Below are 22757 nucleotides of genomic sequence, written 5' to 3' on the forward strand. Positions count from 1 at the left end.
CAAACTACTAGCGTAGGCCGATTAGTATGTCAGCCGCACACCAAAAACGGCGGACCAGCCGAACTCGTCATATTGAGAGAGGCGGCTTTCATTGCCGTGGTAGTAGAACTCCGGCTCGTCCGTGAGGTTCTTGCCTTCCAGGTAGACCTGGATGTGATCGTTCAGCTCGTACTTGGCAGAGGCTTCGACGCGCATGTGATCGCCCGTGTAGCGGTCGAGGTTCTCGCCGAACAGTTCGTCTACATAATCACCGCGATAATTGGCGGAGACGCGCAGGTCCCAGGGGCCCTTGTCGTAGCCGAGCGAGACGTTCCAGACCGTATCATTCTGCTTCAGCAGCGGCACTTCACGGCCATCCGGCAGCGTCGCTTCAGAGTCGGCCAATGTCAGGTTCGCCGAAACGAGGAAGCCTTCGAACGCGTCACCGAGGAAACCGAGGCCCTGGACGTAGTTGAACTCGACCCCTTTCACCGTGGCTTTGCCAGCGTTGATATAGGTCGATACTTCTTCAAGACCGGCGAGGGTGTTGGCGTCCAGGAAGCTCAGGTCGATCGAACCGGGGACATCCGCGATGTCATAGGTCACCGGGAAGATCGCGTTCCGGATTTCCTTGTAGAATACACCGGCCGAAATCACGGAGAGCTTGGTCGGATAGTATTCGATGGACGCATCGATGTTGGCGGCCTCGTACGGATCAAGGTCCGGATTGCCCATTTCCGCTTCGTCGCGGTCATTGTTCAGGGCGAAAGTCGGACGCATTTCGCCGAAGGCCGGACGCACGATCGACGAGTAGTAGGCCGCGCGGCCGATCAGATTGTCAGCAAACGCATATTTGAGGTTCAGGCTTGGCAGGAAGTGCGCGTAATCGTCATCATATTTGCGCTGGCCGACATTGGCCGGATCATCTTCCTCAAAGAAGATGTTGCCGGTTGACGAGACGTCCGTTGCCTCGACCCGCGCGCCGACGACTGCGGTCAGGTTCTGCATCTGGAAAGTCCCCATGCCGTAACCGGCCAGGATCTTCTCTTTGATAGTGTAGTCCGCCGACAGGCTGTCGAAGTTTGAGCCATCCTCGTCCAGTTCGTCAGCCGTGAAGTCGTTGCGCAGGGCCTTTGTCAGCTCGCCGCTCGGCCACTGGAACATCGGGTTGCCCATGCGCCAGCCGGAAATCCGGGCATTGTCGGTGATGTAATCGGTGAGCAGGACGTCGTCGCGCTCATAGATCATCAGGTTTTCATCGCGGACCTTTTCCCGGTCGCGCAGTTTCATGCCGAATTTCCAGGTCACTGGCGTGTCGCCCAGAACCGTGTCGTTCGTCACGTCGAACTTGTAGGACCATTCCGTGTCTTCGTTGATCGTGAATTCGCGCTCGTAGGAATCCATTTCATAGTTTGCCGGGTCGAGCAGGAAGTCAAAACCCGGGCCGGAGAAGACCGGCTTTTTCGGGTTGGAATTGTCCCACAGAAGGATGCCGCTGCCTTCCATGTCGTCCGACCGGAAGGTGACGTCGTGATTATTGGAATCGTCTTCCTCGGCATAGGCATAGGAAATCTCGTAGTCGAACGCCCAGTTGCCGGCGAAGGTCTGGCCGCCCACCGCGTAAGTCTGGATGTTGCGGACTTCTTCGCGCATACGCGCCTCGGCGTCGGATTCGGCGTAATCGAAAGCGTAGCCCGTGCTGGTGAGGGATGGGTCTTCCTCGTCGAGGCTGCGGATCTCCCACTTGTTGCGGGTTTCATCGTCCTTGTACTGGTTATACAGAGTCCGCAGGTACAGCTCGGTGTTTTCCGTCATCCGGTAGTCGATGTTGACGACCATGCCGATGCGTTCGCGGGTCAGGTCGTAGAAGCGCTGCTCATAGTCGTCATCCGGCACGAAAGCGCCGAGATCGTCGTTAAAGCCCCAGCCGCCGGTCTCATTGTTGTGCGCCTGGATGCGGAGGTCCTGATAGTTCAGCGAGGCGGCAACACCCAGCTTGTCCCCGAACACGTTGGAATAGGTCAGCGTGCCTTTCGGTGAGATCTCTTCAGTGATCTCGTTGTAGGATCCTTCCAGTTTTGCGCGGAAGAACCGGCCGTCGCGGTCAAACGCCGAGATGGTTTTCAGGTTGATGACGCCGCCGATCGTGTCGGCATCGACGTCCGGCGTGAGAGACTTCTGGACTTCGATGCCGTCCAGCAGGTCAGATGGCACGCCATCCAGCAGGACGCCGCGGCGGTCTTCCGGGGATGGGGTACGCACACCGTTGATTGTGGCGGAGATCAGGTCGGTATTGATGCCGCGGATCGAAACATAGCGGCCTTCGCCCTGGTCATTCTCGATCGACAGGCCCGGCACGCGCGAAAGCGAGTCTGCCACAGTGGTGTCAGGGAAGTTGCCGAGACCGTCGGAGTCGATCACGTTGATCAGCGCGTCAGATGCGCGCTGCTGGTTGATGGCGCCGGCTTGCGCGGCCGAAGAACCGACGACGAGCACGTTATCGAGGTAGCGGACATCGCCGCCGAGCGTCAGGTCCACAGTTGCGGTGCCGGACAGGGAGACATCGGCGGTGACGGTGTCAGCCCCAACATAGGAAACCGACAGGGTGTAGTCGCCGGCGGGGATATTGTTGAAGCGGTAGGCCCCGAAACGGTCGGAAGAAACGGTCCGGCCCAGCTCCTCGATGGTGACGAGGGCGCCCTGGAGCGGTGCTTCCCCGGACGCATCGGTGACCTTGCCGGTGATGATGTCGGCGGACGCCGCCTGGATAAGTCCGGCTGAGGCAACCCCGAGCGCGAGCAGTGAACGATATGATTTTGTCATGACAGACCCCTCTGTGAACGAAGGCGCCTTCCCACAGTTTCTTGACGGCCTGATTTCGAATTTGTCACCGTTCCATGACACGCGCTGATTGATGCCGCACCGCAGAGAGAAAACCGCAGATTGCCACGCGACTGCGCTATTCCGGCAACAGCCGGGCCTGCCGGTTTCCAGAATTTTGTAAGGCACCGAAACGGGATCTGTCTGGCCGGCCGGGTGAGTCCCACGAGGGTGCGGCATGTCCGCAATCGGGCATCCGGCCCCTTGGAATCTCATGATTTACGCTTATGTAAAGTGTAAAGTAAGACCGGAGAGATCGAAATGATCAGGGACAGTGAGAATATGGAGCCGCTGGTGGCCGAAGCCACAGGCCTGCTCAAATCCCTCAGCCACCCGGACCGGCTGATGATCTGCTGCCAGCTGCGCGGCGGTGAAACGTCAGTTGGAGAGATGGAAGCCGACCTCGGCATTCCACAACCGCGCCTGTCGCGGGAACTCGCCAAGCTGCGCGAGGAGGGTGTGCTGACGGCGCGCCGGGATGCGCGGCAGGTTTTCTATACACTTTCAGACAAGCGCGCGCATTCCATGGTGGATGCGATCTGCTCGGTCATGCTGGGCCAGCAGGCCGATCCCGGTGTGCGCATTTCAAAAACAGCCAAAACCAGAAATTAAGGAGCCCGCGATGACCAATCCAGTTGTGACAGCTTTCTTCGACGAGCCCACGTTCACGGTGAGCTATGTTGTGGCCGACCCGGACACCAAGACCTGTGCCGTGGTCGATTCGGTGCTGGATTTCGATCCTGCGTCCGGACGGACCAACACCGAGTCTGCAGACGAGATCATTGAGTTCATTCAGAAAAACGATCTGGAGATCGCGTGGGTCCTGGAGACCCATGTACATGCCGATCACCTGTCGGCCGCGCCGTATATCCAGGAAAAGCTGGGCGGCAAGATCGCCATCGGTGCCGAGATCCGCACGGTGCAGGACACGTTCGGCAAGATCTTCAATGAAGGCACCCGCTTCCAGCGCGACGGCAGCCAGTTCGACAAGCTGATGGTGGACGGCGACACATTCCGTATCGGGAACATCGAGGCCCATGCCATTCACACGCCCGGCCACACGCCGGCCTGCATGACCTACGTGGTCGGCGACGCGGCTTTCGTGGGCGATACCATGTTCATGCCGGACTATGGCACCGCCCGGGCGGACTTTCCCGGCGGAGACGCCCGCACGCTCTACCGTTCGATCAAGAAAGTGCTGAGCCTGCCGCCCGAAACGCGCCTGTTCATGTGCCATGACTACAAGGCGCCGGGCCGGGACGAGTACAAGTGGGAAACCACGGTCGCCGAGGAACGGGCGAACAATGTTCACGTCCATGACGGGATCACCGAGGACGAATTCGTCGCCATGCGCGAGGCGCGGGATGCGACGCTGGACATGCCGCGGCTGATTCTGCCTTCGATCCAGATCAACATGCGCGCAGGGCAGATGCCGGAACCGGACGATAATGGCACCAGCTATCTGAAAATTCCGCTGAACGCTCTATAGTGCCGGAAAAAGCCGGGGGCTGAACGCGTGAAACTGTCGGAACATCTGCCCATTCTTGAATGGGGCCGGGCCTATAATGGCGGGACGTTCGCCAATGACATGATGGCGGCGGTGATCGTGACGGTGATGCTGATCCCGCAATCGCTGGCCTATGCGATGCTGGCGGGCCTGCCGCCGCAGGTGGGGCTGTATGCCTCCATCCTGCCGCTCATGGTCTACGCGATTTTCGGCACCAGCCGGACGATGGCCGTCGGCCCGGTGGCGATCCTGTCGCTGATGACGGCCGTGGCTGCCGGCAAGGTGGCCGAGCAGGGCACGCCGGAATACCTGACCGCCGCGATCATCCTGGCCGTCCTGTCGGGCCTGATCCTGGTCGTCATGGGCATCTTCCGGCTGGGCTTCCTCGCCAATTTCCTGAGCCACCCGGTCGTCTCCGGCTTTGTCACCGCGACGGGCATCCTGATCGCGGTCAGCCAGCTGAAATACCTGCTGGGCGTACAGGCCAACGGGCACAACATCATCGAGACGCTGGCCAGCATCATTAGCCATCTGGGCGACGTGAACTGGTATACGGTCGCCATCGGCGGGCCTGCGGTGGCCTTCCTGTTCTGGGCCCGCAAAGGCCTGAAGCCGCTGCTGCTGGCGCTGGGCCTCAAGGAGAATATCGCCGCCATGCTGGCCCGGTCCGGCCCGGTTCTGGCCGTGGTGGTGGGCGGCGTGGCCGTCGCCGCTTTCGGGCTGGAAGCGAAAGGCGTGCGCATCGTCGGCGACATTCCGAAGGGGCTGCCGGGCCTGACCGTGCCCAGTTTCGACCCCGGCCTGTGGCAGTCGCTGCTCGGCTCCTCCGCGCTGATCGCGATGATCAGCTTCATTGAATCGGTCTCCATGGCGCAGACGCTGGCCGCCCGGCGCCGCCAGCGGATCGACCCGGACCAGGAACTGGTCGCCCTCGGCGCCTCCAGCCTCGCGGCAGGTTTTTCCGGCGGCTATCCGGTGACGGGCGGCTTTGCCCGTTCTGCCGTGAACTTCGATGCAGGCGCCGAAACGCCGGCGGCCGGCGCCTACACCGCCGTCGGCATCGCGCTGGCGGCCCTGTTCCTGACACCGCTGCTCTACAATCTGCCGCAAGCCGTGCTGGCCGCGACGGTCATCGTGGCCGTGCTGGGCCTGGTGGACCTGAAAAAGCTGGCCCACACGCTGAGCTATTCGAAGCGGGATTTTGCCGCCATGCTGGGCACGATCCTCGTGACGCTGCTGGCGGGCGTGGAACTGGGCGTGACGACCGGCATCATCGTCTCAATCGGCCTGCACCTTTATGTCACCTCAAAGCCGCACTTTGCGATTGTGGGGCAGGTGCCCGGCACCCACCATTTCCGGAATGTGAACCGCCATGCCGTGGTCACGCCGAAGCATATCGTCACGATACGGATCGACGAGAGCCTCTATTTTGCCAATGCGCGTTTCCTGGAGGATACGGTTTACTGTGTCCTCGGGAACCGGCCGGATGTCGAGCACATTGTCCTGATGTGCCCGGCGGTGAACCATATCGATGTCAGCGGCCTTGAAAGCCTGGAGGCGATCAACCGGCGCCTGAAGGATGCGGGCGTCACCCTGCACCTCAGTGAGGTGAAGGGGCCGGTGATGGACCGGCTGAAACGCACGCATTTCCTGGATGAATTGACCGGCAATGTGTACCTGAACCAGTTCGATGCCATCGTGGACCTCGACTATGATTGCGCGAAATCCGCCATCGAAAAGACGGGCGAAGTGACCGACCCGGCCTCAGACCCATGCCCCTCGCAATGCATTGCGGGCGTGCGGGAGATGAGCTGACCGCCGTCCTCCAATCCAACAGGTAAGGGCCTGCGCCAGTCTCCGCGCATGGCTGGACAATCACGAAGACGAGACATCACCGAACGCGACGGGCGGGCGATGCGGCTGCTGTATCTCAGCGGGCGCAGCGTGGCGGAGATCGCGCGCAGGCTGGACCGCGATGCGGCGGTCATTTCCCGGTACATGACACGGCATGACCTGAAGCGGCCTGAGGCGCCGCTGGAGCGGCAGACGCTGGCGCTGGAATATGCCTTTGACCTTCAGATCGATGCCCTCGTATCCGCTCAGGGAACGGAGGAGATCAACGCATCGGTGGCGATGATCGTGCGCACAGCGGGAGAAGTGCGCCGGATGCAGGAGGCCCAAACACAGGTGGCCCAGACACAGGGCGCAAAGGGGGAGCATGCCAATGCAAGTGCGGAAGCCGCGAGGGAGCGGTACGACCATCTCGAGGGATTGCTCGGAAATCTGGTCCCGGGATACGAGACAAAGAGTGAAGGACTGGACGGCGGCAGGCGCAAAGGGGCAGCCGGACCTGCGCGAGTTCGTGGAATATTTCCCCTTCCTGCTGACCTGCCGGGAGGCGCAGGTAAACCCGCCGGGCCACTGGCGGACCTGGCTGTTCCAGGGCGGGCGCGGGGCGGGCAAGACGCGCGCCGGGGCCGAATGGGTGCGCTGGCGCGTGATCAATGGAGCGGGGCGCGTGGCGCTGGTTGGGCCGACGCTGCACGATGTGCGCGAAGTGATGATCCATGGCGAGAGCGGCCTGATGGGCATCGAGCCCGAAACCCGCTGGCGCCCGGTCTATCATGCCACCCGCCGGATGCTGGAATACACGAACGGGGCCCGGGCCTACGTCTTCTCGGCGGAAGATCCGGACAGTTTGCGCGGGCCGCAATTCGACGCGTCCTGGTGCGACGAGGCGGCGGCCTGGCACTATGCGGACGCGACATGGGACATGTTGCAGATGGCGCTGCGCCTCGGAACGAACCCGTCCGCGCTGGTGACGACGACGCCCCGGCCCACGGCGCTGATGCGGCGCCTGCATGCCGGGCCGGACACCGTGGTGACGCAGAGCACGACGCGGGAAAATGCGGATCATCTCGCGCCCGGCTTCCTGAGCGTGATGGAGGCGGCCTATGGCGGCACGCGTCTCGGGCGGCAGGAGCTGGATGGCCAGATGGTGGAAGACCCGGAGGGCGCGCTGTTCCTCCGGTCACGGATTGACGAGACGCGGTCGGGCATTGTGCCGGCGCTGTGGGATGTCGTGGTCGCGGTGGACCCGCCCGCCACCAGCGGGGCGGCGGCGGATGCCTGCGGTATCGTTGCGGCAGGCCGGGCCGGGAACGATGCCTATGTGCTGGGCGATGCCTCCGCGCAGGGGCTGCGTCCGCTGGACTGGGCGGGCCGGGCTGTGGCCCTTGTGCGCCAGGTGGGCGCGCGGGAAGTGATCGCGGAGGCGAACCAGGGCGGCGAAATGGTGCGGCAGGTGCTGGAGACGGCAGGCTGTCCGGTGCCGGTGCGGCTGGTGCAGGCGCGCCTGTCGAAGCGGGCAAGGGCGCTGCCGGTGGCGACGCTGTATGAGCAGGGCCGCGTGCATCATGCGGGGCAGCTCGGCGCGCTGGAGGACGAAATGTGCGCCTTCGGGGCGGAGGGGTTTACTGGCTCGCCCGACCGCGTGGACGCGCTGGTCTGGGCTGTCTGGGCGCTGATGCTGGACGAGGCCGCTGTCGGTGTGCGCCAGTTGTGAGGCGTCTAGTTCCCGGTGCGGAAGCTCTTGCGGCCGAAATAGGAGCCGGAGGAGGCGGGCTTTTTCGGCGCTTCGGGCTCGGCCGGGGTGTCGGTATCGGCGTCGGTGTCTGCGGGCGTTTCCGCAGCAGGCTCTTCCACCGGGGCCTCGGCAGCCGGGGTTTCTGCCGGGGCTGGCGCGGTAGCGTCCGGCGTCTTGCCGTCCATCAGGTCGCGGATCCAGGCGCAGGCGGCTCCTGCGGTGGAGACCTCGATGTCCGGCACGCTCTTGTCGAGGCGGCGGGCCAGCAGCCGGGCCTGGTGCGCGGTCAGCGATTTCAGCTGCGCCTCGAAAATGTCCTTGCCGACGGCGTCCCGCAGGGCCCGCATGACCTCCACGGTTTGCCCGGCGGAGATCATCAGCTTCTTGGTCAGCAGGCCGGCCGCGGCGGCGTATTCCTTTTCGCCCAGCGCGCTGAAGGCCTGGTTCAGGAGGGCTGTCAGCGCCTCGGCGCCAGCCTTGTGTGCGTCGCCGCTCATGCCAGCGCCGCCTTCACTTCAGCCAGCAGGTCCTTGATGACCGGCAGCGCGCCACCGGACCATTTCGCCTCGATCGTCGGATCGGGGCCAAGTTCGATCGGGTTGGTGGCAAAGCCTGATTTCATCGGGATGACGGTCTTGAACATGGTGAACTCGGCTTCCTGGGCCGCCGCCGCTTCGCGCATGGCATTCAGCACGACCTGCTGGTGTGGAGAATTGTCATACCGGGTCGCCAGCACCATGGGGAGTCTCTTCACGTCGCGGTCGCGCAGGCCCTCCATCACGTCGCCGGTGAAGAGGTCGAGCCCGAGCGTGGACATGAAGTCCGGAATGGTCGGCACGATCACGAGGTGGCTGGCGGCCAGCACGGATTCGGTCATGGTCGAGATGCCGGGCGGGCAGTCGCACAGGATGACGTCATACTTCGCTTTGAGCAGGTTGAAGTCGTCGCGCAGGCGCCGGCCGACCTGGTTCTCCAGGGCTTCCATGGAATAGCCCTGCTCGGTGAGGTGATAGATCAGCTCTTTCTCGGTCTTGCGCAGGCGCGGGCTGGAGGGGATCAGGTCCAGCGGCAGCGGCTTGCCATTCGCGGTGACGTCGGAGGCATCGGTGACGATGTATTCTTCCAGCCGCTTCTGCTCGTTCGCCTCGAAATTTTCCAGCAGCCAGTCGGAGATCGTGGCATAGTCGCTGATCGCCTGGAACAGGTGTTCGTCCCCTTCATTGCCGAAGACCAGCAGGGAAGCATTGGCCTGTGTATCCAGGTCGACGACCAGCACGCGGCGCCCTTCGGCTGCAAAGGCTTCTGCCAGGCTGACGGTGGTTGTGGTCTTGCCCACGCCCCCCTTGGAATTGGCAATGGAAATCACGCGTGCCGACATTCTAGCAGCTCCTCAACCCCTTGAAACGGAAGCTACCGACAAAGCAGATTTGCACCCCCGTGGCTACGCCTGAACGTCGCAGGCCTGTGGGAAATAGCAGCGCCTGTCCCGCAGGGATAAGCATGCTTTGCTTTGTATTTATTGAGTATTTTAAATCCCAATCCTCCGGGGAGGGCCGCGCCTTAACTTCACGCCATCAAACGACGGAGGCGATTGCGGCGGCATGGCGTGGAACTGGATCCCGGGAAAAAACAGGCATGAGTCGAAATCGGCTCCACCCATGGTGGCGCTCACCGATCCAGGAGGCCCGAATTGGGGCGGCCGGGACGGCGGCGCGCTGACCCGGGATGGCTATCTGCGCAACGCCGTGGCGTATCGCTGTGTCCGCATGGTGGCCGAGGCCGCGGCCTCCGTTCCGCTGGCCACGGCGCATGAGGAAGCCGCCCGCCTGATCCGCAAACCGGCGCCGGAAATGGCCGGCCCGGCCTTCCTGGAGGGCGTCTACACTCAGCTGCAATTGCACGGGAATGCCTTCATCGAGGCGGTGACCCTGCCGGGCGGGGAAGACGGCGAGGAGCCGGGCATCGACGCGCTCTACGCCCTGCAGCCGGGCCGTGTGCGCCCCATCACAGACGGCCGGGGCTGGGCCGAGCGTTGGGCGGTGCGGGAACGCAAGGGCGAACGCCTGCTGCCGCGCGAGGCGGTGCTGCACCTGAAACTGTTCCACCCGGAAGACGACATACTCGGCCTGCCGGCGCTGGCCCCGGCCCGCCGCGCGCTGGACCTGCACAATGCCTCCGCCGACTGGGCCAAATCCCTGATCGACAATTCGGCCAAGCCCTCCGGCGCGCTGATCTGGTCCGGCCATGGCCGTATGCCGCCCGAACAGTTCGACCGGCTGAAGCAGGATCTCGATGCACTTTACTCCGGCGCGGCGAATGCCGGGCGGCCGCTGCTGCTGGAAGGCGGGCTCGACTGGCGGCCCATGTCGCTTTCGCCCGCGGACATGGATTTCCTGGAGGCCCGCAACAGTGCCGCGCGGGAGATTGCGCTGGCGCTGGGCGTGCCCCCGCAACTGCTGGGCATTCCGGGAGACAATACGTATGCGAACTACAAGGAAGCCAATCTTGCCTTCTGGCGGATGACCGTGCTGCCGCTGGCCGAAAAGATGGCAGCGTCCTTGTCGGTATGGCTGGACGAGCCGCTGGGCGGGGACGTGGACGTGCGCTGCGATCTCGACCGCGTGCCGGCGCTGTCCGCCGAGCGCGAGGCGCTGTGGGCGCGGCTGGAAGCGGCCTCCTTCGCGACGCCGGATGAGAAGCGCAAACTGGCGGGGCTCGGCTGATGGAGATCGAAAAGAAAGTCACGCTCAGCCTCGTCATCGCCATCCTCGTGCAGACCGGCGGCGCGCTCGTCTGGGCAGGCTCTGCCGCCGAACGCATCCGCGCCGTGGAGACGGAACTGGATGACCGCAAGATGGTCTCCGAACGGCTGGTGCGGGTCGAGGCGCAGCTGGAATCCGTGAGCGGCCAGCTGAACCGGATCGAACGCCGCATGGAGGCGCGCGATGAGTGATCTGTTGATCGAAGGCTATGCCGCCCTGTTCGGAATACCGGACCAGTCGGGAGACGTGGTGCGCGCGGGGGCGTTCGCGCACGCGCTCCGGTCCGGGGCCGCCCTGCCGATGCTGTTGCAGCATCGGCAGGGCGCGCTGGCCGGGCGCTGGACGCGGATCACCGAAGACGGACGCGGCCTGTTCATGCGTGGGCTGATCGAAAAGCCGGGTGTGCAACAGCTGGTGCGCGGTGGCCTCAGCGGCCTGTCCATCGGGTTCCGGCCGCGCCTGTGGAAGCCGCTGCCCGGTGGCGGGCGGGAGCTGATCGAAGTGGATCTCGTGGAAGTGTCGCTGGTGCAGGCGCCGATGCAGGCACGGGCACGGTTTGGTGTGGTGGGCGCGGAGGCGGCTTGAGCAAGCCCGCGCGCGTGCTTCGACTTCGCTCAGCATGAGCGCTTCGGAGGTGCGGCGTGAAAGGAACTCATCCTGAGCGAAGTCGAAGGATGAAGCGTGAAGACAGGATTTCAAAAGGAGTGGCAATGACCAAGGAAACCAAGATGGCAGGCGGCAACAAGGCGGCAGAGGCCGACCTGATGGCGGCGTTCGAGGCCTTTCGCGAGGCGAACGATGCGCGGCTGGCCGAGATTGAATCGAAAGGGGCAAGCGATCCGCTGACGGATGAGCGCCTGTCCCGGATTGACCGGCGTCTGGAGGCGCTGAGCCTCAAGATGGCGCGGCCGGAGGCGGGCGCGGCCCCGGCGGCGGAGCCGGATGCCCGCACCGAAGCCTGGGGGCGTTACCTGCGCCAGGGCGACGACAGCGGCCTCGCAAAACTGGACGTGAAGGCCCTGAACACGGGCACAGATGCGCAGGGCGGCTATGTTGCCCCGCCGGAACTGGACCGATTGATTGAGGCCCGCCTCCTGGCGGCAAGCCCGATGCGCCAGATTGCGACCGTGCGGCAGACCTCTGCCGGCACCTATCGTAAGCCAGTCAGCCTCGGCGCGGCAGCAAGCTGGGTGGCCGAGGAAGGCGCGCGGACCGAGACCACGCATTCCGGCCTCGCCTTGCTGGAATTTCCCGCGGGGGAACTCTACGCCATGCCCGCGGCGACGCAGGCCCTGCTGGAGGATTCCTACGCCGACATCGACGCCTGGCTGGCCGATGAGGTGGAGAATGCCTTTGCCGCGCAGGAATCGGCGGCCTTCGTGACGGGTGATGGCACGAACAAGCCGAAGGGCTTTCTCGATTATGAGATTGTCGCCGAGGCGAGCCATGTCTGGGGCAAGGTCGGCTCGGTCGCGGGGGATTTTGGTGCTGCCAATGCCGCCGACCAGCTGATCGATCTGATCTACACGCCGAAAAGCCAGTTCCGCGCCAATGGCCGGTTCGTGATGAACCGGCGCACGGTGTCAGCCGTCCGTAAACTGAAGGACGGCGACGGGCGCTATCTGTGGCAACCGGGCACCGGCGGGGACCCGGCCACGATCCTCGGCTATCCGGTGACGGAAGTCGAAGACATGCCGGACATCGGCAGCGGCAATGCGGCCATCGCCTTCGGAGATTTCCGCCGCTTCTACCTGATCGCCGACCGGCAGGGCGCCCGCGTCCTCCGCGACCCATTCAGCGCCAAGCCCTACGTCCTCTTCTACACGACCAAACGCGTCGGCGGCGGCGTGCAGAACTTCGATGCCGCGAAGGTCATGGTGTTCTGATTTTTGTTTGCTCGGGCGCGGCTCCTCGCTGCGCTCGGGCGCCCTGTGCCTTGCTTGTGCGGGCACGCTCTCATTCACATTGGAAAGGAACTAAGCATGTTTGAATCTGTCATCGTCTCCATCATCCGCCAGGCCGCGCTGCTGACCAAGGCGCAGCAGGACGAGTTCACCACGAAAGTGGCCGAAGCCGTCGCGACCCTGATCAATTCGACCGAGACCGAAATCGACGACGAACTGATCCGCAGCATCGGCCTGCCCATCGGCTCGGCAGTCGTCGAGAAACTGGGAACGCTGGTCTGATCCCAATCCCCGGTCCCGCCTGACGCGGGACCGGCACTTTTTCCAAGGAAATTCAAAATGACACTGACGGTGATCACACCGCCAGCGGAGGCGGCTTTGTCTCTTAGCGTGGCGAAAGACTATCTCCGCATCGGGCATGACGGGGAGGACGCGCTGGTCGCGGCGCTGATCCCGGCGGCGGAGGTACGGCTGGAGACGGCGGGCGGCCTCGCGCTGGTGACGCGGACGCTGAAGCGCAGCTGGACGTGCTGGCCGGCGGGGGTGCGTCGGGGCGGTCTGTGCCTTTTGCCCGCGCCGGGAAGCGCGCTGGTGGCCGTAGAGATCGTGGACGCCGAGGGCACTGCGGAGACGGTTACCACGCGCTTCGTGCTGGAGGGCGGGCGGCTGATGCTGAAGCCCTTCGTGCCGCTGCCGGGCATTCCGCTCGGCGGGCGCGTGGAGGTGACGTTCGTTGCAGGCTATGGCGCGGCGGCGGATGTGCCGGAGGATCTGGTGCACGCGCTGAAGCGGCTGGTGCTGGTCGCCTACCAGCGCGGCGAGGGCGCAGACCTGCCGGAAGACGTCGCGGCGATATTGAACACCCGCACTGAGGTGCGGCTGTGAACGGGCGGGCGGAAGAGGCTGTGCAGGCCGCGCTGATGGCGCTGCTGCGCCGTGACGCGGATGTGAAGTCCGTATTCGGAACGCCCGCCCGCGTGCTCGACGCGGAAAGCGAGGAACCGCTCTATCCCTATGCGCTGATCGACCGGCACGAGACGAGCCCTGCCGGGGCGAGCCTTGTGGACGGGCTGGAGCATCGCATAACGCTGGCCTGCTACTCCCGCGACTATGGCGTGCGCGGCGCGAAGGAATGTCTCTCGGCCCTGCGCGCGGCTGTGGAGCGGGCGGACTGGGCGGTAGAGGGCCAGCATGTGGTGCTGTCGCAGGTGATCTTCGCCGATGCCATGCGCACGGCGGACAAGCGCGCCTTTCGCGGTGTGGTGCGGATACGGATCATTACAGAGGAGGCAGCCTGATGGCGGGGCAGAAAGGCAGGGACATCCTGCTGAAGATTTCAGACGGGGGCGGCGGTTACGTCACGCTGGCGGGTATCCGCGCGAGCCGGATCCAGCTGTCGGCTGCCCTGGTGGACGCGACCAGCGCCGACAGTCCGGAGGCCTGGCGTGAATTGCTGGCCGGGGCGGGCGCGAAGACGGCGAAAGTCACAGGCCGGGGTGTGTTCAAGGACGCGGCCAGCGATGCGCGCATGCGGGCCGTCTTCTTCGCGGGCGAGGCGCCGGACTGGCAGTTCATCCTGCCGGATTTCGGCACGCTGGCTGGCGCGTTTCAGGTGAGTGAACTCAGCTGGAGCGGCGAGTATGACGGCGAGGCGGAATTCTCCGTCACGCTGGAAAGTGCCGGCCTGGTCAGCTTCGAGGCGATGCCATGAACGCGGCGCGGGGAGAGACTTGCCTGATGATCGGCGGCGGCGAGCGGCGGCTGTGCCTGACGCTGGGGGCGCTGGCGGAAATCGAGGCCGCCTTTGGCTGCAAGCGGATGAGCGAGCTGGACGCGCGGCTGCGCAGTCTGTCCGCCGCAGACCTGACGCTTGTGCTGGCGGCGCTTTTGCGGGGCGGCGGAGAAGACGAGGCTGCCGCGCGCCTCGGAAGTGCGGATGTGTCCCCCGGCGCGGCGGCGCGGGCGGTGGCGGAGGCGTTCCGGCTGGGGCTGGCGGCGTAATGCTTCCGTGGAGGGACATGCTGCGCGCGGCACTGTCGGCCGGGATCACGCCGAACGCGTTCTGGCGCCTGTCCCTGCGCGAGTGGCGCTGGATGGCGGGTGAGCGCAGCGAGGCGATGAGCCGGGGGCAGCTCGCGGCGCTGATGGGGGCGTTTCCGGATGGGGAGGTGCGTGGCGCTTCATCCTTCGACTTCGCTCAGGATGAGTCCGCACTCTCGTAGCGCTCATGCTGAGCGAAGTCGAAGCATGTGTGCGGGCTTTCCGGGATGACACTGACAATCAGGGGAGAAAGACGTGAACAATTTCGAAAATGATCTCGCCTCGGCGGCCGATGCGCTGCAGGCGCTGGCGGATGGGCCGGGGGTGGAGGCGGCGAATGCGCTGGAGGCAGCGTTCGGGCAGGCGGGCGAGCGGATTGAGGCGACGCTGGCGCAGGCGGCGCGCAGCGGCGAGCTGGACTTTCAGCGCATGGCCGATGCCATCCTGCGAGACATCGCGCGGGTGGCCGCTGAAGCCGTGTTCAATGGCGGGCCGTCTTCCTCCGCGCTGAACGTCAACATGAACTTTGCGCAGGGGACGGAACAGTCCGCTGTCGCCGGGCGCAATGCCATCGGTGCCGTGCTGGCGCGGATGGTTAGCCAGGGAGGGCGGTTCCTGTGAGCCTGAACAATTTTCATGAGGTGAGCTTCCCCGTGCCGCTGGCGCTGGCCGCAAGCGGCGGGCCTGAGCGGAAGACGGAAGTCGTCACACTGGCCAGCGGGGCGGAGGCGCGCAATGCGCTGTGGGCAGGTAGCCGCCGCCGCTGGGATGTGGGCAGCGCGGTCACGCGGCTGGACACGCTGCAGGCCGTGGTCGCCTTCTTCGAGGCGCGGGGCGGGCGGCTCTCCGGCTTCCGCTTCCGCGATGCGCTGGACGAACGGAGCTGCGCGCCCGGCGCCGCGGTGAGTGCCACCGATCAGGTGATCGGTACGGGCGACGGTGTGACGGACACGTTCCAATTGGTGAAGGCCTATGGCGGTTATGCCCGGCGAATCCTGAAGCCAGTTGCGGGCAGTGTTGTGGTTGCGGTGGACGGTGCCCCGGTATCTGCGAGCGCCGATGCGGCAACCGGGATGGTCACGCTGGGAACAGCCCCGGCAGCGGGCGCCGTGGTGACGGCGGGCTATCGGTTCGACTGCCCGGTGCGGTTCGATGCGGACAGGCTGGACGTGAACCTTGAAGCCTTCGGGGCGGGCCGTGTGCTGAGCATCCCGCTGATTGAACTGGTGGGGTGAGGCATGCGTCTGATCGAGAGTGAATTTGCCGCCCGGCTGGCGAGTGGCGCGACGACGACCTGCCTGTGCTGGCGGCTGACGCGGGTGGACGGTTTCGTGCTGGCCGCGACGGAGCATGACCGGGCGCTGCTTGTGGACGGGGTGACCTATTCACCGGGCGGGGCCCTCAGCGCAGGCAGCTTCACGCAGAGCGCCGGGCTGCAGCCGGGGCAGGCCGCAGCAGGCGGCGTGCTGGCCGATGAGGCGATCACCGAGGCGGATCTTGCCGAGGGTCTGTGGGATGGCGCGCGCGTGGACGTACTGCGCGTCGACTGGGAGCGGCCGGACCTGTTCGTGCAGGTCTGGAGCGGGCGCCTCAGCGAGGTAACGCGGGGCCCCGGCGGGTTCGAGGCGGAACTGGTGTCCCTCAAGGCGGATCTGGAGCGGCCCGTGGGGCGTGTCTATGCGCGCGCCTGCGATGCGGTGCTGGGGGATGCGCGCTGCGGCGTGGATACGGGTGGCTTTCCGGGGCTGGCCTGCGACCAGCGGTTCGCGACCTGCCGGGACGTGTTCGGCAATGAGGAGAACTTCCGGGGCTTCCCACACCTTCCGGGCGCGGAGTTTGTGCTGGAAGGCCCGGCGGCGACGGGCAATAATGGGGGCAAGCGATGACACGATCAGAAGTGGTGGCCGCCGCGCGCGGCTGGATCGGCACGCCTTACCGGCACCAGGCAAGTCTGAAGGGCGCAGGCTGTGATTGCCTCGGCCTTGTGCGCGGGGTGTGGCGGGAACTGGTGGGGCCAGAGCCGGAAGCCGCGCCCGCCTATTCGCCCGACTGGGCCGAAGCGCTCGGCGAAGAGACATTGCTGGAAGCGGCGCGGCGGCACCTGACCGAAATACCGGCCGGGGCGGCCGGGGCGGGCGATGTGCTGCTGTTCCGCATGGCGGCAGGCGTTCCGGCGAAGCATTGCGGCATCGCGACCGGCGAAGGCACGCTGGTGCATGCCTATTGGGGGCGGTCGGCGGTAGAGACGCGGCTGGTGCCGTGGTGGCAACGGCGGGTGGTGGCGGCGTTCCGCTTTCCGGGACTGGAGGACTAAGGCATGGCGCAGATCGTATTGTCTCAGGCCGGGGCGGCGCTGGGGTGGCAATTGTTGCCGCAGGGATTGAAATTCCTTGGAACGCAGGTCGCGGGCGCCGCGATCGGCCGGGCAGCGGGGGCATTGGCAGGCAGCCTGATTGATGCGCGGCTGGCTCCGCCGGTGGACGGGCCGCGCGTGAAGACATTGCCGGTGATGGAATCGCGCGAAGGCGTTGGCATTCCCTCGGTCTATGGGCGCATGCGGGTGGCCGGGCAGGTGATCTGGGCGTCGCGCTTCCGGGAGCATCGCACGACGCAGTCCAGCGGCAGCAAGGGCGGCCCACGCGTGACCACCTATGACTATACGGTGAGCCTCGCGGTGGCGTTGGGCGAGGGACCTGTGCTGGCGCTGCAGCGGGCCTGGGCGAATGGCAAGGCGTTCGACCTGTCGCAGGTGACGCACCGCCTGTATCGCGGGGACGAGACGCAGGCGCCCGATCCGCTGATCGAGATGATCGAAGGCGCCGCCCCGGCCTATCGCGGCACAGCCTATATTGTGTTCGAGGATTTGCCGCTGGACGATTTCGGCAACCGTATCCCGCAGCTGAGTTTCGAGATCGTCCGTGTGCCGCCGGGCAGTGACACGCCCGGGCTGGACGCGTCTGTCACCGGGGTGAACGTCATCCCGGCGTCCGGCGAATTTGTCTATGCAACAGAGATTGTGCGCGAGCGGGTGCGCCGCGGGCAGGAGCGGGCGCTGAATGCAAATTCCGGTGAGGCGCGGGCGGACTTCCTCGTCTCGCTGGACCAGCTGGAGGCGGACCTGCCGCGTGTGAACCGGGCGGCGTTGACGGTCGGCTGGTTCGGCACGGATGTGGCGGCGGGAGCCTGCCAGATCCATCCGGGTGTGGAGACACGGGAACGGGTGACGGTGCCGCAGGGCTGGAGTGTTGCGGGGATCGACCGGGCGGAGGCTTATGTCGTCTCGCGCGATGAAGACGACCGGCCGAATTATGGCGGCACGCCGTCTGATGGCTGCGTGACGCAGGCGATTGCGGAAATGACCGCACGCGGCATCGCTGTGACGTTCTCGCCCTTCCTGTTCATGGACAGCGAGGGCTTTCCCTGGCGCGGGCGGATCGGTGTCAGCGCGGATGGCACGGCAGCGGCGCGCAGCGAGATCGACGCCTTCGTGAATGGGGCGGCGGGCTTCCGGCGGTTCATCCTGCACTATGCGACCCTCTGCGCGGCGGCGGGGGGCGTGGAGGCGTTCCTGATCGGCAGTGAGATGGTGGGCCTGACACGTATACGGGATGAGACGGGGGCGTTTCCCTTCGTCGAGGCGCTGGTCTCTCTGGCTGCCGAAGTGAAGGCCATCCTGCCGGGGGCGAAGGTGTCGTATGCCGCGGACTGGACGGAGTATGGCGCCTATGTGCCCGGCGATGGCAGCGGCGATGTCCTGTTCCCGCTGGATGATTTGTGGGCCAGCCCGGATGTCGATTTCGTCGGGATCGACTGGTATCCGCCCATGGGCGACTGGCGCAACGGGACAGAGCATTTCGACGCGCTGGCCGGGTATGAAGGGCCGGATGATCCGGACTATCTCACCTTCCAGATCAGCGGCGGCGAAGCCTATGACTGGTACTATGCCAGCCAGGCGGACCGGGACGCGCAGGTGCGTACACCGATCAATGACACGGCCCATGGCGAGCATTGGGTGTTCCGCGCGAAGGATCTGGCGGGCTGGGCCGGCAATCTGCATTATCCACGCCCCGGCGGTGTGCAGGCAGGGGCGCCGACGGGCTGGGTGCCCTGGTCGAAGCCCGTTCGTCTGAGTGAGATCGGCTTTGGCGCGGTGGACAAGGGCGGCAATGCACCGAACCTGTTCTATGATCCCAAGAGCACCGAGAGCGCTCTGCCGCCATATTCCACCGGCACTCGGGATGATGTGTTCCAGCGTCAGGCGCTGGCGGTAACGCTGGCGCATTGGGAGGCGAGCCTGCTGGTGGAGGCGGCCATGGTCTGGGCGTGGGACGGGCGCCCGTTCCCGGCCTGGCCCCTGCGGGACGATGTGTGGGGCGACGGAGCTAACTGGGCCCGCGGGCACTGGCTGAACGGGCGTGCGGGCCTCGCGGCACTTGGCGATGTGGTGCGGGACATCTGTGTGCGCGGCGGCGTGGAGACCGTGGAGACAGGGGCGCTCGATGGGGTGGTGCAGGGCTTTGCGCTGGAGGGCGTCTACAGTGTGCGCGGGGCGCTGGAGCCGCTGAAACTGGCCTTCGGCATTGAGGCGGTGGAGCGGAACGGGGCAATCGTGTTCCGGATGGAAGGCGACGGGTCTGTTCACGAGATCGACAGTGGACGGATCGGGGAGGCCGGTTTCGTCGCGACGCGGCACCTGCTGGACAAGGCCCCCGGCCGCGTACGCCTGCAATATATCGACGGAGGTGAGGCGTTCGGTCCGGCTCTGGTGGAGGCGCGCCGGTCAGGCGGCGATGTGCGGCTGGTGACCGATGCGAGCGTGCCGCTGCTTGTGTCTTCACTTGAAGCCGAAGATATCGCCGGGCGGCTGCTGGCCCGCCTCACAAGTGGGGAAACGGCGGAGGTTACGCTGCCGCTGTCCGGTCTCGCGATTGAGCCGGGCGATGCGGTGCAGCTGGGCGGCGCTGCGATGTGGCGCATCGACGAAGTCGTGGACCGCGGCGCGGAACGCATTCTCTCGCTGAGGGAAGACCTGCCCGCAGCGAACCGCGTTCGTTCCGTCGGCAGCGGCGCAGTCCCCGATCCGGCGTCGGTTTCCGGCGGTGTGGATCTGGTGCTGATCGACGGGCCGCGGGCGGCCGGGGAGAGTGCGGGCCTTCGTATCGCCGCATGGGCCGATCCATGGCCGGGAGAGGTGCAGGTGCTTGCCGGTCTGGACGCCGGGGCGATGACGGCGCGGGCCGTGCTGTCCCGGCCTGCGGTGACCGGCTTCCTGACTGAAGACATGCCGCCCGGTCCGTGCGGCCGGTGGGACCGGGCCAATACGCTCCTTGTGGAAACGGCGGGCGCCTTTGCCAGCCTGCCGCAATCCCAGGTCCTGTCCGGCGGGAATGCGCTGTTGCTGGAAACCGTGGAGGGCTGGGAACGTCTTCAGTTCGCGACAGCCGAACTCGTCGGACCGGACCGGTGGGCGTTGTCTGACCTGCTTCGGGCCGAGCGGGGCAGCGTCAGCGCCCCGGCCGTTGCGGGGGCGCGGGTCCTGTTACTGGATGGATCGGATGTGCTGGCGGAGCTGTCGCCCTCAGAAATCGGTGTGGAACTGGATTGGCGAACGGCCGGGGATGAGGCGTCGCTGTCTCTCGCCTTTGCCGATGAAGGCGGGCGCCCCTGGCCGGTCAGCCATCTGAGCGCGTCGGGCACGCTGCTCAGCTGGGTGCGCCGCGGGCCAGACCTGCCGGAGAGCTGGGCCTTGCCGGAGGGCGCGAACACAGGACGGTTCGCCGTTCAATTCGATACAGGCGCGGGTTTTGGCGACGAGGCGGTCGTCGATTCGCCGTCAGCGGTGATCCCGTCAGGTGCCGTTGCAGCGCGCGTAACTGAAATCGGCGCAGATGGCCGCATGGGCAGGTGGGTTTCAATCCCCCTCGGGACACCTTAACTGTATGGCAGAAAATGATTTACCAGAAGGATCCGACTCACTTGGCCATCGACCCCTATATCGTGCTCGGCGTTCCGCGCTCGGCGACGGAGGCCGAGATCAAGAAGGCGTACCGGGCCAAGGCGAAAGCCCTCCACCCGGACCAGCACAAGGATGATCCGAAGAAGGCAGACGAGTTCAAGCGCGTCTCGGCGGCCTACGAAATCCTTGGCGACAAGGAAAAGAAAGCCAAATTCGACCGCGGCGAGATCGACGGCGATGGAAACCCGACGGGATTTGCCGGCGGGGCGCATCCCGGCGCTCATCCTGGTGGAGGCGGGTTCCGCTGGCAAAGCACGTCCGGCCAAAGCCCGTTCGAAGGCGCGCAGGGCGACCCCTTTGAAGACATTCTCTCCGGCATGTTCGGCGGTGGCCGGTCCCGCCGGGGTGGCCCGGGGCCGCAAAAGGGCCGGGATGTCCGTTATCGCGTGCAGGTCGACTTTGAAGATGCCGTTCTGGGCGCCCGCCGCCGCATGACCATGGCCGACGGCCGGGCGCTGGACGTCAACATTCCCGCCGGCATCGATACCGGTCAGACGCTGCGTCTTAAAAGCCAGGGCCAGCAGTCGCCCTATGGCGGCCCGCCTGGCGATGCGCTGCTCGAAATCGAGGTTCGCCCGTCGAAAGTCTGGGAACGCGACGGCAAGGATTTGCGCATGAAGCTGCCGATCGGCCTGAAGGAAGCCGTTCTGGGTGGCAGCGTGGAAGTGAAGACGCCGTCCGGACATGTCACGCTGAAAGTGCCCGCTGGTTCCAACACCGGCGCACAGCTGCGGCTGAAGGGAAAAGGCGTGAAAACGTCGCCGCCGGGGGACCTTTACGTCCGGCTGGAGATCGTTCTCGATAATCCAAAGGACGAGGGTCTACGTAAATGGGCTGAGAAGTCGTGAAGTCCAACTGGGTAGACTGACGCCTGCACGAATATCATGATGGAGCCGGCCTGGACCGACAAAGCGACCTCCGCTGGAGAGGTGAAAATGCTGGATCTGTTGCGTGAGATACTGAGAGCGGAGTCTGTGCTGGACCTCAGCGCGCGCAGCATGGCAGCGTTCAATGCACTTGGATTCACAAAAGCCTATTATCTCTCCCCGGTTGTACTGGACCAGACAATGGGCCAGGCCATGTTCAATCTCGGTTTTCCGGCGGAATGGGAAACGGCTTATCGAGCGGCGCCGAAGGGGACGGATCCGTTGCCCTGCATCGCCCTGCGAATCGGCCGGGCGTTTCGCTGGGGTAAACTGCCGGAAGACGTGTTGGTGCAGCCCTCGGATGCCGCCTACATCAAATCCCTGGAGAAGTGGGGCATGGCGGACGGGATCGGGATTCCGGCCTACGGGTCTGCCGCCCGAGTCGGATTTGTGGGAATCGGCGGTCCGAAAAGCCCGGACGGTTTCGAAACAGCGGATATGGAAATCCTGCAGATAGCGGCACAGACCTCGTATCTCCGCTATTGCGAGCTGCTGGTCGTTGATGCCGATCCGCTGCCGCGCCTGTCCAGCCGGGAACTGGATGTGCTGCGCCTGATGGCACAGGGAAAGAGCAATGCCTCCATCGCGCGAAACCTGGAGCTGTCGCAGGAGACGGTCGACACCTATGCGCGGCGGATCTTTCTGAAGCTGAAAGTATCAGACCGCACATCCGCCGTGATCAAAGGCATCACCCGTGGCCTCGTCATCGCCTCTGAACCGCAGATTGAAGAGGCAATCCGGACCCGCCAGCCCGATTATGACGGGCCGAAAGATGCTGAATGATTCAAAGTGGTATCGTTCACTTAACATTCAGCGCTGTCGCCTTATACGACATGGTATGAAACGGATTGCCGCCCTTTTTCTGGCTCTCGGCCTCGTCGTTGCGCCCGCAGCGTCGGCGCAGGACTGGATGAACCAGTTTTCGCCCGGACAGGCGCGCGATTCGCGCAATCAGGGGCGTACCGTGCCGCTCAGCCAGATTTTCAACAATCTGAAGCGGCAATATGGCGGCTACCAGCTGGGCGCCGACTTGTATGACCGGGGCAACGGCAAAGCGGTCTACGAGATCGATTGGATGACGAAGAATGGCCGCAAGATGCATTTCGTGGTCGACGCGCAAACCGGCGCGATCCTTGACCGCCGTGGTGGCTGAGCCG

The 22757-nt window shown here is 65.1% G+C and carries 25 protein-coding genes; 22 read left to right on the forward strand and 3 right to left on the reverse strand.

Going from position 1 to position 22757, the window contains the following annotated elements; translation table 11 throughout:
* Nucleotides 1–21: 21 nt before the first annotated feature.
* Nucleotides 22–2802: a TonB-dependent receptor gene (locus tag HAD_RS09255; RefSeq protein WP_035570655.1), complete on the reverse strand. Its 2781-nt coding sequence runs from the start codon at nt 2800–2802 to the stop codon at nt 22–24.
* 318 nt (nt 2803–3120) lie between these two features.
* Between HAD_RS09255 and HAD_RS09260 the strand changes: the two genes are divergently transcribed.
* From HAD_RS09260 to HAD_RS09280, 4 genes are all read left to right on the forward strand, one after another.
* The gene (locus HAD_RS09260; RefSeq protein ID WP_051596074.1) at nt 3121–3471 is read left to right on the forward strand and encodes an ArsR/SmtB family transcription factor; all 351 of its coding nucleotides are present in this window, start codon (nt 3121–3123) and stop codon (nt 3469–3471) included.
* Between the two features lie 10 nt (nt 3472–3481).
* The gene (locus tag HAD_RS09265; protein WP_035570658.1) at nt 3482–4348 is read left to right on the forward strand and encodes an MBL fold metallo-hydrolase; all 867 of its coding nucleotides are present in this window, start codon (nt 3482–3484) and stop codon (nt 4346–4348) included.
* A gap of 27 nt (nt 4349–4375) precedes the next feature.
* Nucleotides 4376–6181, forward strand: a complete 1806-nt coding sequence (locus tag HAD_RS09270; protein WP_035570660.1) for a SulP family inorganic anion transporter — start codon at nt 4376–4378, stop codon at nt 6179–6181.
* 493 nt (nt 6182–6674) lie between these two features.
* Nucleotides 6675–7931 carry a DNA-packaging protein gene (locus HAD_RS09280; protein WP_241765336.1) on the forward strand — a complete coding sequence of 419 codons (1257 nt, stop codon included), beginning with the start codon at nt 6675–6677 and terminating at the stop codon, nt 7929–7931.
* Nucleotides 7932–7936: 5 nt separating this feature from the next.
* Here the strand turns inward: HAD_RS09280 and HAD_RS09285 are convergent, their stop codons facing one another.
* Nucleotides 7937–8449, reverse strand: coding sequence for a hypothetical protein (locus tag HAD_RS09285; RefSeq protein WP_035570663.1), 513 nt, complete (start codon nt 8447–8449; stop codon nt 7937–7939).
* Entirely contained in the window at nt 8446–9330 is an 885-nt protein-coding gene (locus HAD_RS09290) for a ParA family protein (protein WP_051596075.1), read from the reverse strand. Before HAD_RS09290 ends, HAD_RS09285 begins: the two co-directional genes overlap by 4 nt.
* A gap of 280 nt (nt 9331–9610) precedes the next feature.
* Here HAD_RS09290 and HAD_RS09295 point away from each other — a divergent pair, with 280 nt between their 5' ends.
* From HAD_RS09295 to HAD_RS09380, 18 genes are all read left to right on the forward strand, one after another.
* Nucleotides 9611–10675: a phage portal protein gene (locus HAD_RS09295; RefSeq protein WP_206741248.1), complete on the forward strand. Its 1065-nt coding sequence runs from the start codon at nt 9611–9613 to the stop codon at nt 10673–10675.
* Nucleotides 10675–10905 carry a hypothetical protein gene (locus HAD_RS09300; RefSeq protein WP_035570665.1) on the forward strand — a complete coding sequence of 77 codons (231 nt, stop codon included), beginning with the start codon at nt 10675–10677 and terminating at the stop codon, nt 10903–10905. The genes HAD_RS09295 and HAD_RS09300 overlap by 1 nt, the downstream gene beginning before the upstream one ends.
* The gene (locus HAD_RS09305) at nt 10898–11299 is read left to right on the forward strand and encodes an HK97 family phage prohead protease (RefSeq protein ID WP_035570666.1); all 402 of its coding nucleotides are present in this window, start codon (nt 10898–10900) and stop codon (nt 11297–11299) included. The genes HAD_RS09300 and HAD_RS09305 overlap by 8 nt, the downstream gene beginning before the upstream one ends.
* A 125-nt stretch (nt 11300–11424) precedes the next feature.
* Nucleotides 11425–12600, forward strand: a complete 1176-nt coding sequence (locus HAD_RS09310; RefSeq protein ID WP_035570667.1) for a phage major capsid protein — start codon at nt 11425–11427, stop codon at nt 12598–12600.
* 96 nt (nt 12601–12696) lie between these two features.
* On the forward strand, nt 12697–12900 hold the full coding sequence (locus tag HAD_RS09315) for a hypothetical protein (RefSeq protein WP_035570668.1): 204 nt from the start codon (nt 12697–12699) through the stop codon (nt 12898–12900).
* 57 nt (nt 12901–12957) lie between these two features.
* Nucleotides 12958–13503: a head-tail connector protein gene (locus HAD_RS09320; protein ID WP_035570670.1), complete on the forward strand. Its 546-nt coding sequence runs from the start codon at nt 12958–12960 to the stop codon at nt 13501–13503.
* A complete protein-coding gene (locus HAD_RS09325; protein ID WP_035570672.1) occupies nt 13500–13916 on the forward strand; it encodes a DUF3168 domain-containing protein in 417 nt (138 codons plus the stop codon). Before HAD_RS09320 ends, HAD_RS09325 begins: the two co-directional genes overlap by 4 nt.
* Nucleotides 13916–14329 (forward strand): phage major tail protein, TP901-1 family, encoded by a 414-nt coding sequence (locus tag HAD_RS09330; RefSeq protein WP_035570675.1) that lies wholly within the window; start codon nt 13916–13918, stop codon nt 14327–14329. Before HAD_RS09325 ends, HAD_RS09330 begins: the two co-directional genes overlap by 1 nt.
* Nucleotides 14326–14619 (forward strand): GTA-gp10 family protein, encoded by a 294-nt coding sequence (locus HAD_RS09335; protein ID WP_035570676.1) that lies wholly within the window; start codon nt 14326–14328, stop codon nt 14617–14619. The genes HAD_RS09330 and HAD_RS09335 overlap by 4 nt, the downstream gene beginning before the upstream one ends.
* Nucleotides 14619–14840 (forward strand): phage tail assembly chaperone, encoded by a 222-nt coding sequence (locus HAD_RS09340; protein WP_035570677.1) that lies wholly within the window; start codon nt 14619–14621, stop codon nt 14838–14840. The genes HAD_RS09335 and HAD_RS09340 overlap by 1 nt, the downstream gene beginning before the upstream one ends.
* 73 nt (nt 14841–14913) lie before the next feature.
* A complete protein-coding gene (locus HAD_RS09345; RefSeq protein ID WP_051596076.1) occupies nt 14914–15279 on the forward strand; it encodes a phage tail tape measure C-terminal domain-containing protein in 366 nt (121 codons plus the stop codon).
* A gap of 2 nt (nt 15280–15281) precedes the next feature.
* Nucleotides 15282–15893 (forward strand): phage distal tail protein, Rcc01695 family, encoded by a 612-nt coding sequence (locus HAD_RS09350; RefSeq protein ID WP_035572006.1) that lies wholly within the window; start codon nt 15282–15284, stop codon nt 15891–15893.
* A gap of 3 nt (nt 15894–15896) precedes the next feature.
* Entirely contained in the window at nt 15897–16544 is a 648-nt protein-coding gene (locus HAD_RS09355; protein ID WP_051596077.1) for a DUF2163 domain-containing protein, read from the forward strand.
* The gene (locus HAD_RS09360) at nt 16541–16972 is read left to right on the forward strand and encodes an NlpC/P60 family protein (RefSeq protein ID WP_035570678.1); all 432 of its coding nucleotides are present in this window, start codon (nt 16541–16543) and stop codon (nt 16970–16972) included. Before HAD_RS09355 ends, HAD_RS09360 begins: the two co-directional genes overlap by 4 nt.
* 3 nt (nt 16973–16975) lie before the next feature.
* Nucleotides 16976–20593 (forward strand): baseplate multidomain protein megatron, encoded by a 3618-nt coding sequence (locus tag HAD_RS09365; RefSeq protein ID WP_051596078.1) that lies wholly within the window; start codon nt 16976–16978, stop codon nt 20591–20593.
* Between the two features lie 41 nt (nt 20594–20634).
* Nucleotides 20635–21522 (forward strand): DnaJ C-terminal domain-containing protein, encoded by an 888-nt coding sequence (locus tag HAD_RS09370; RefSeq protein ID WP_035572013.1) that lies wholly within the window; start codon nt 20635–20637, stop codon nt 21520–21522.
* Between the two features lie 36 nt (nt 21523–21558).
* A complete protein-coding gene (locus HAD_RS18385; RefSeq protein WP_084331856.1) occupies nt 21559–22383 on the forward strand; it encodes a helix-turn-helix transcriptional regulator in 825 nt (274 codons plus the stop codon).
* 55 nt (nt 22384–22438) lie between these two features.
* Nucleotides 22439–22753, forward strand: a complete 315-nt coding sequence (locus HAD_RS09380; protein ID WP_035570679.1) for a PepSY domain-containing protein — start codon at nt 22439–22441, stop codon at nt 22751–22753.
* The last annotated feature ends 4 nt before the right edge of the window (nt 22754–22757 follow it).

It is taken from the genome of Hyphomonas adhaerens MHS-3, assembly GCF_000685235.1.
Classification (GTDB): domain Bacteria; phylum Pseudomonadota; class Alphaproteobacteria; order Caulobacterales; family Hyphomonadaceae; genus Hyphomonas; species Hyphomonas adhaerens.

Bases quoted from the DNA above. Each gene is read 5' to 3' on its own strand.
- HAD_RS09255 (WP_035570655.1), bottom strand. From the start codon at position 2,802: ATGACAAAATCATATCGTTCACTGCTCGCGCTCGGGGTTGCCTCAGCC.
- HAD_RS09260 (WP_051596074.1), top strand. From the start codon at position 3,121: ATGATCAGGGACAGTGAGAATATGGAGCCGCTGGTGGCCGAAGCCACA.
- HAD_RS09265 (WP_035570658.1), top strand. From the start codon at position 3,482: ATGACCAATCCAGTTGTGACAGCTTTCTTCGACGAGCCCACGTTCACG.
- HAD_RS09285 (WP_035570663.1), bottom strand. From the start codon at position 8,449: ATGAGCGGCGACGCACACAAGGCTGGCGCCGAGGCGCTGACAGCCCTC.
- HAD_RS09290 (WP_051596075.1), bottom strand. From the start codon at position 9,330: ATGTCGGCACGCGTGATTTCCATTGCCAATTCCAAGGGGGGCGTGGGC.
- HAD_RS09295 (WP_206741248.1), top strand. From the start codon at position 9,611: ATGGTGGCGCTCACCGATCCAGGAGGCCCGAATTGGGGCGGCCGGGAC.
- HAD_RS09300 (WP_035570665.1), top strand. From the start codon at position 10,675: ATGGAGATCGAAAAGAAAGTCACGCTCAGCCTCGTCATCGCCATCCTC.
- HAD_RS09305 (WP_035570666.1), top strand. From the start codon at position 10,898: ATGAGTGATCTGTTGATCGAAGGCTATGCCGCCCTGTTCGGAATACCG.
- HAD_RS09310 (WP_035570667.1), top strand. From the start codon at position 11,425: ATGACCAAGGAAACCAAGATGGCAGGCGGCAACAAGGCGGCAGAGGCC.
- HAD_RS09315 (WP_035570668.1), top strand. From the start codon at position 12,697: ATGTTTGAATCTGTCATCGTCTCCATCATCCGCCAGGCCGCGCTGCTG.
- HAD_RS09320 (WP_035570670.1), top strand. From the start codon at position 12,958: ATGACACTGACGGTGATCACACCGCCAGCGGAGGCGGCTTTGTCTCTT.
- HAD_RS09330 (WP_035570675.1), top strand. From the start codon at position 13,916: ATGGCGGGGCAGAAAGGCAGGGACATCCTGCTGAAGATTTCAGACGGG.
- HAD_RS09335 (WP_035570676.1), top strand. From the start codon at position 14,326: ATGAACGCGGCGCGGGGAGAGACTTGCCTGATGATCGGCGGCGGCGAG.
- HAD_RS09340 (WP_035570677.1), top strand. From the start codon at position 14,619: ATGCTTCCGTGGAGGGACATGCTGCGCGCGGCACTGTCGGCCGGGATC.
- HAD_RS09355 (WP_051596077.1), top strand. From the start codon at position 15,897: ATGCGTCTGATCGAGAGTGAATTTGCCGCCCGGCTGGCGAGTGGCGCG.
- HAD_RS09360 (WP_035570678.1), top strand. From the start codon at position 16,541: ATGACACGATCAGAAGTGGTGGCCGCCGCGCGCGGCTGGATCGGCACG.
- HAD_RS09365 (WP_051596078.1), top strand. From the start codon at position 16,976: ATGGCGCAGATCGTATTGTCTCAGGCCGGGGCGGCGCTGGGGTGGCAA.
- HAD_RS18385 (WP_084331856.1), top strand. From the start codon at position 21,559: ATGATGGAGCCGGCCTGGACCGACAAAGCGACCTCCGCTGGAGAGGTG.
- HAD_RS09380 (WP_035570679.1), top strand. From the start codon at position 22,439: ATGAAACGGATTGCCGCCCTTTTTCTGGCTCTCGGCCTCGTCGTTGCG.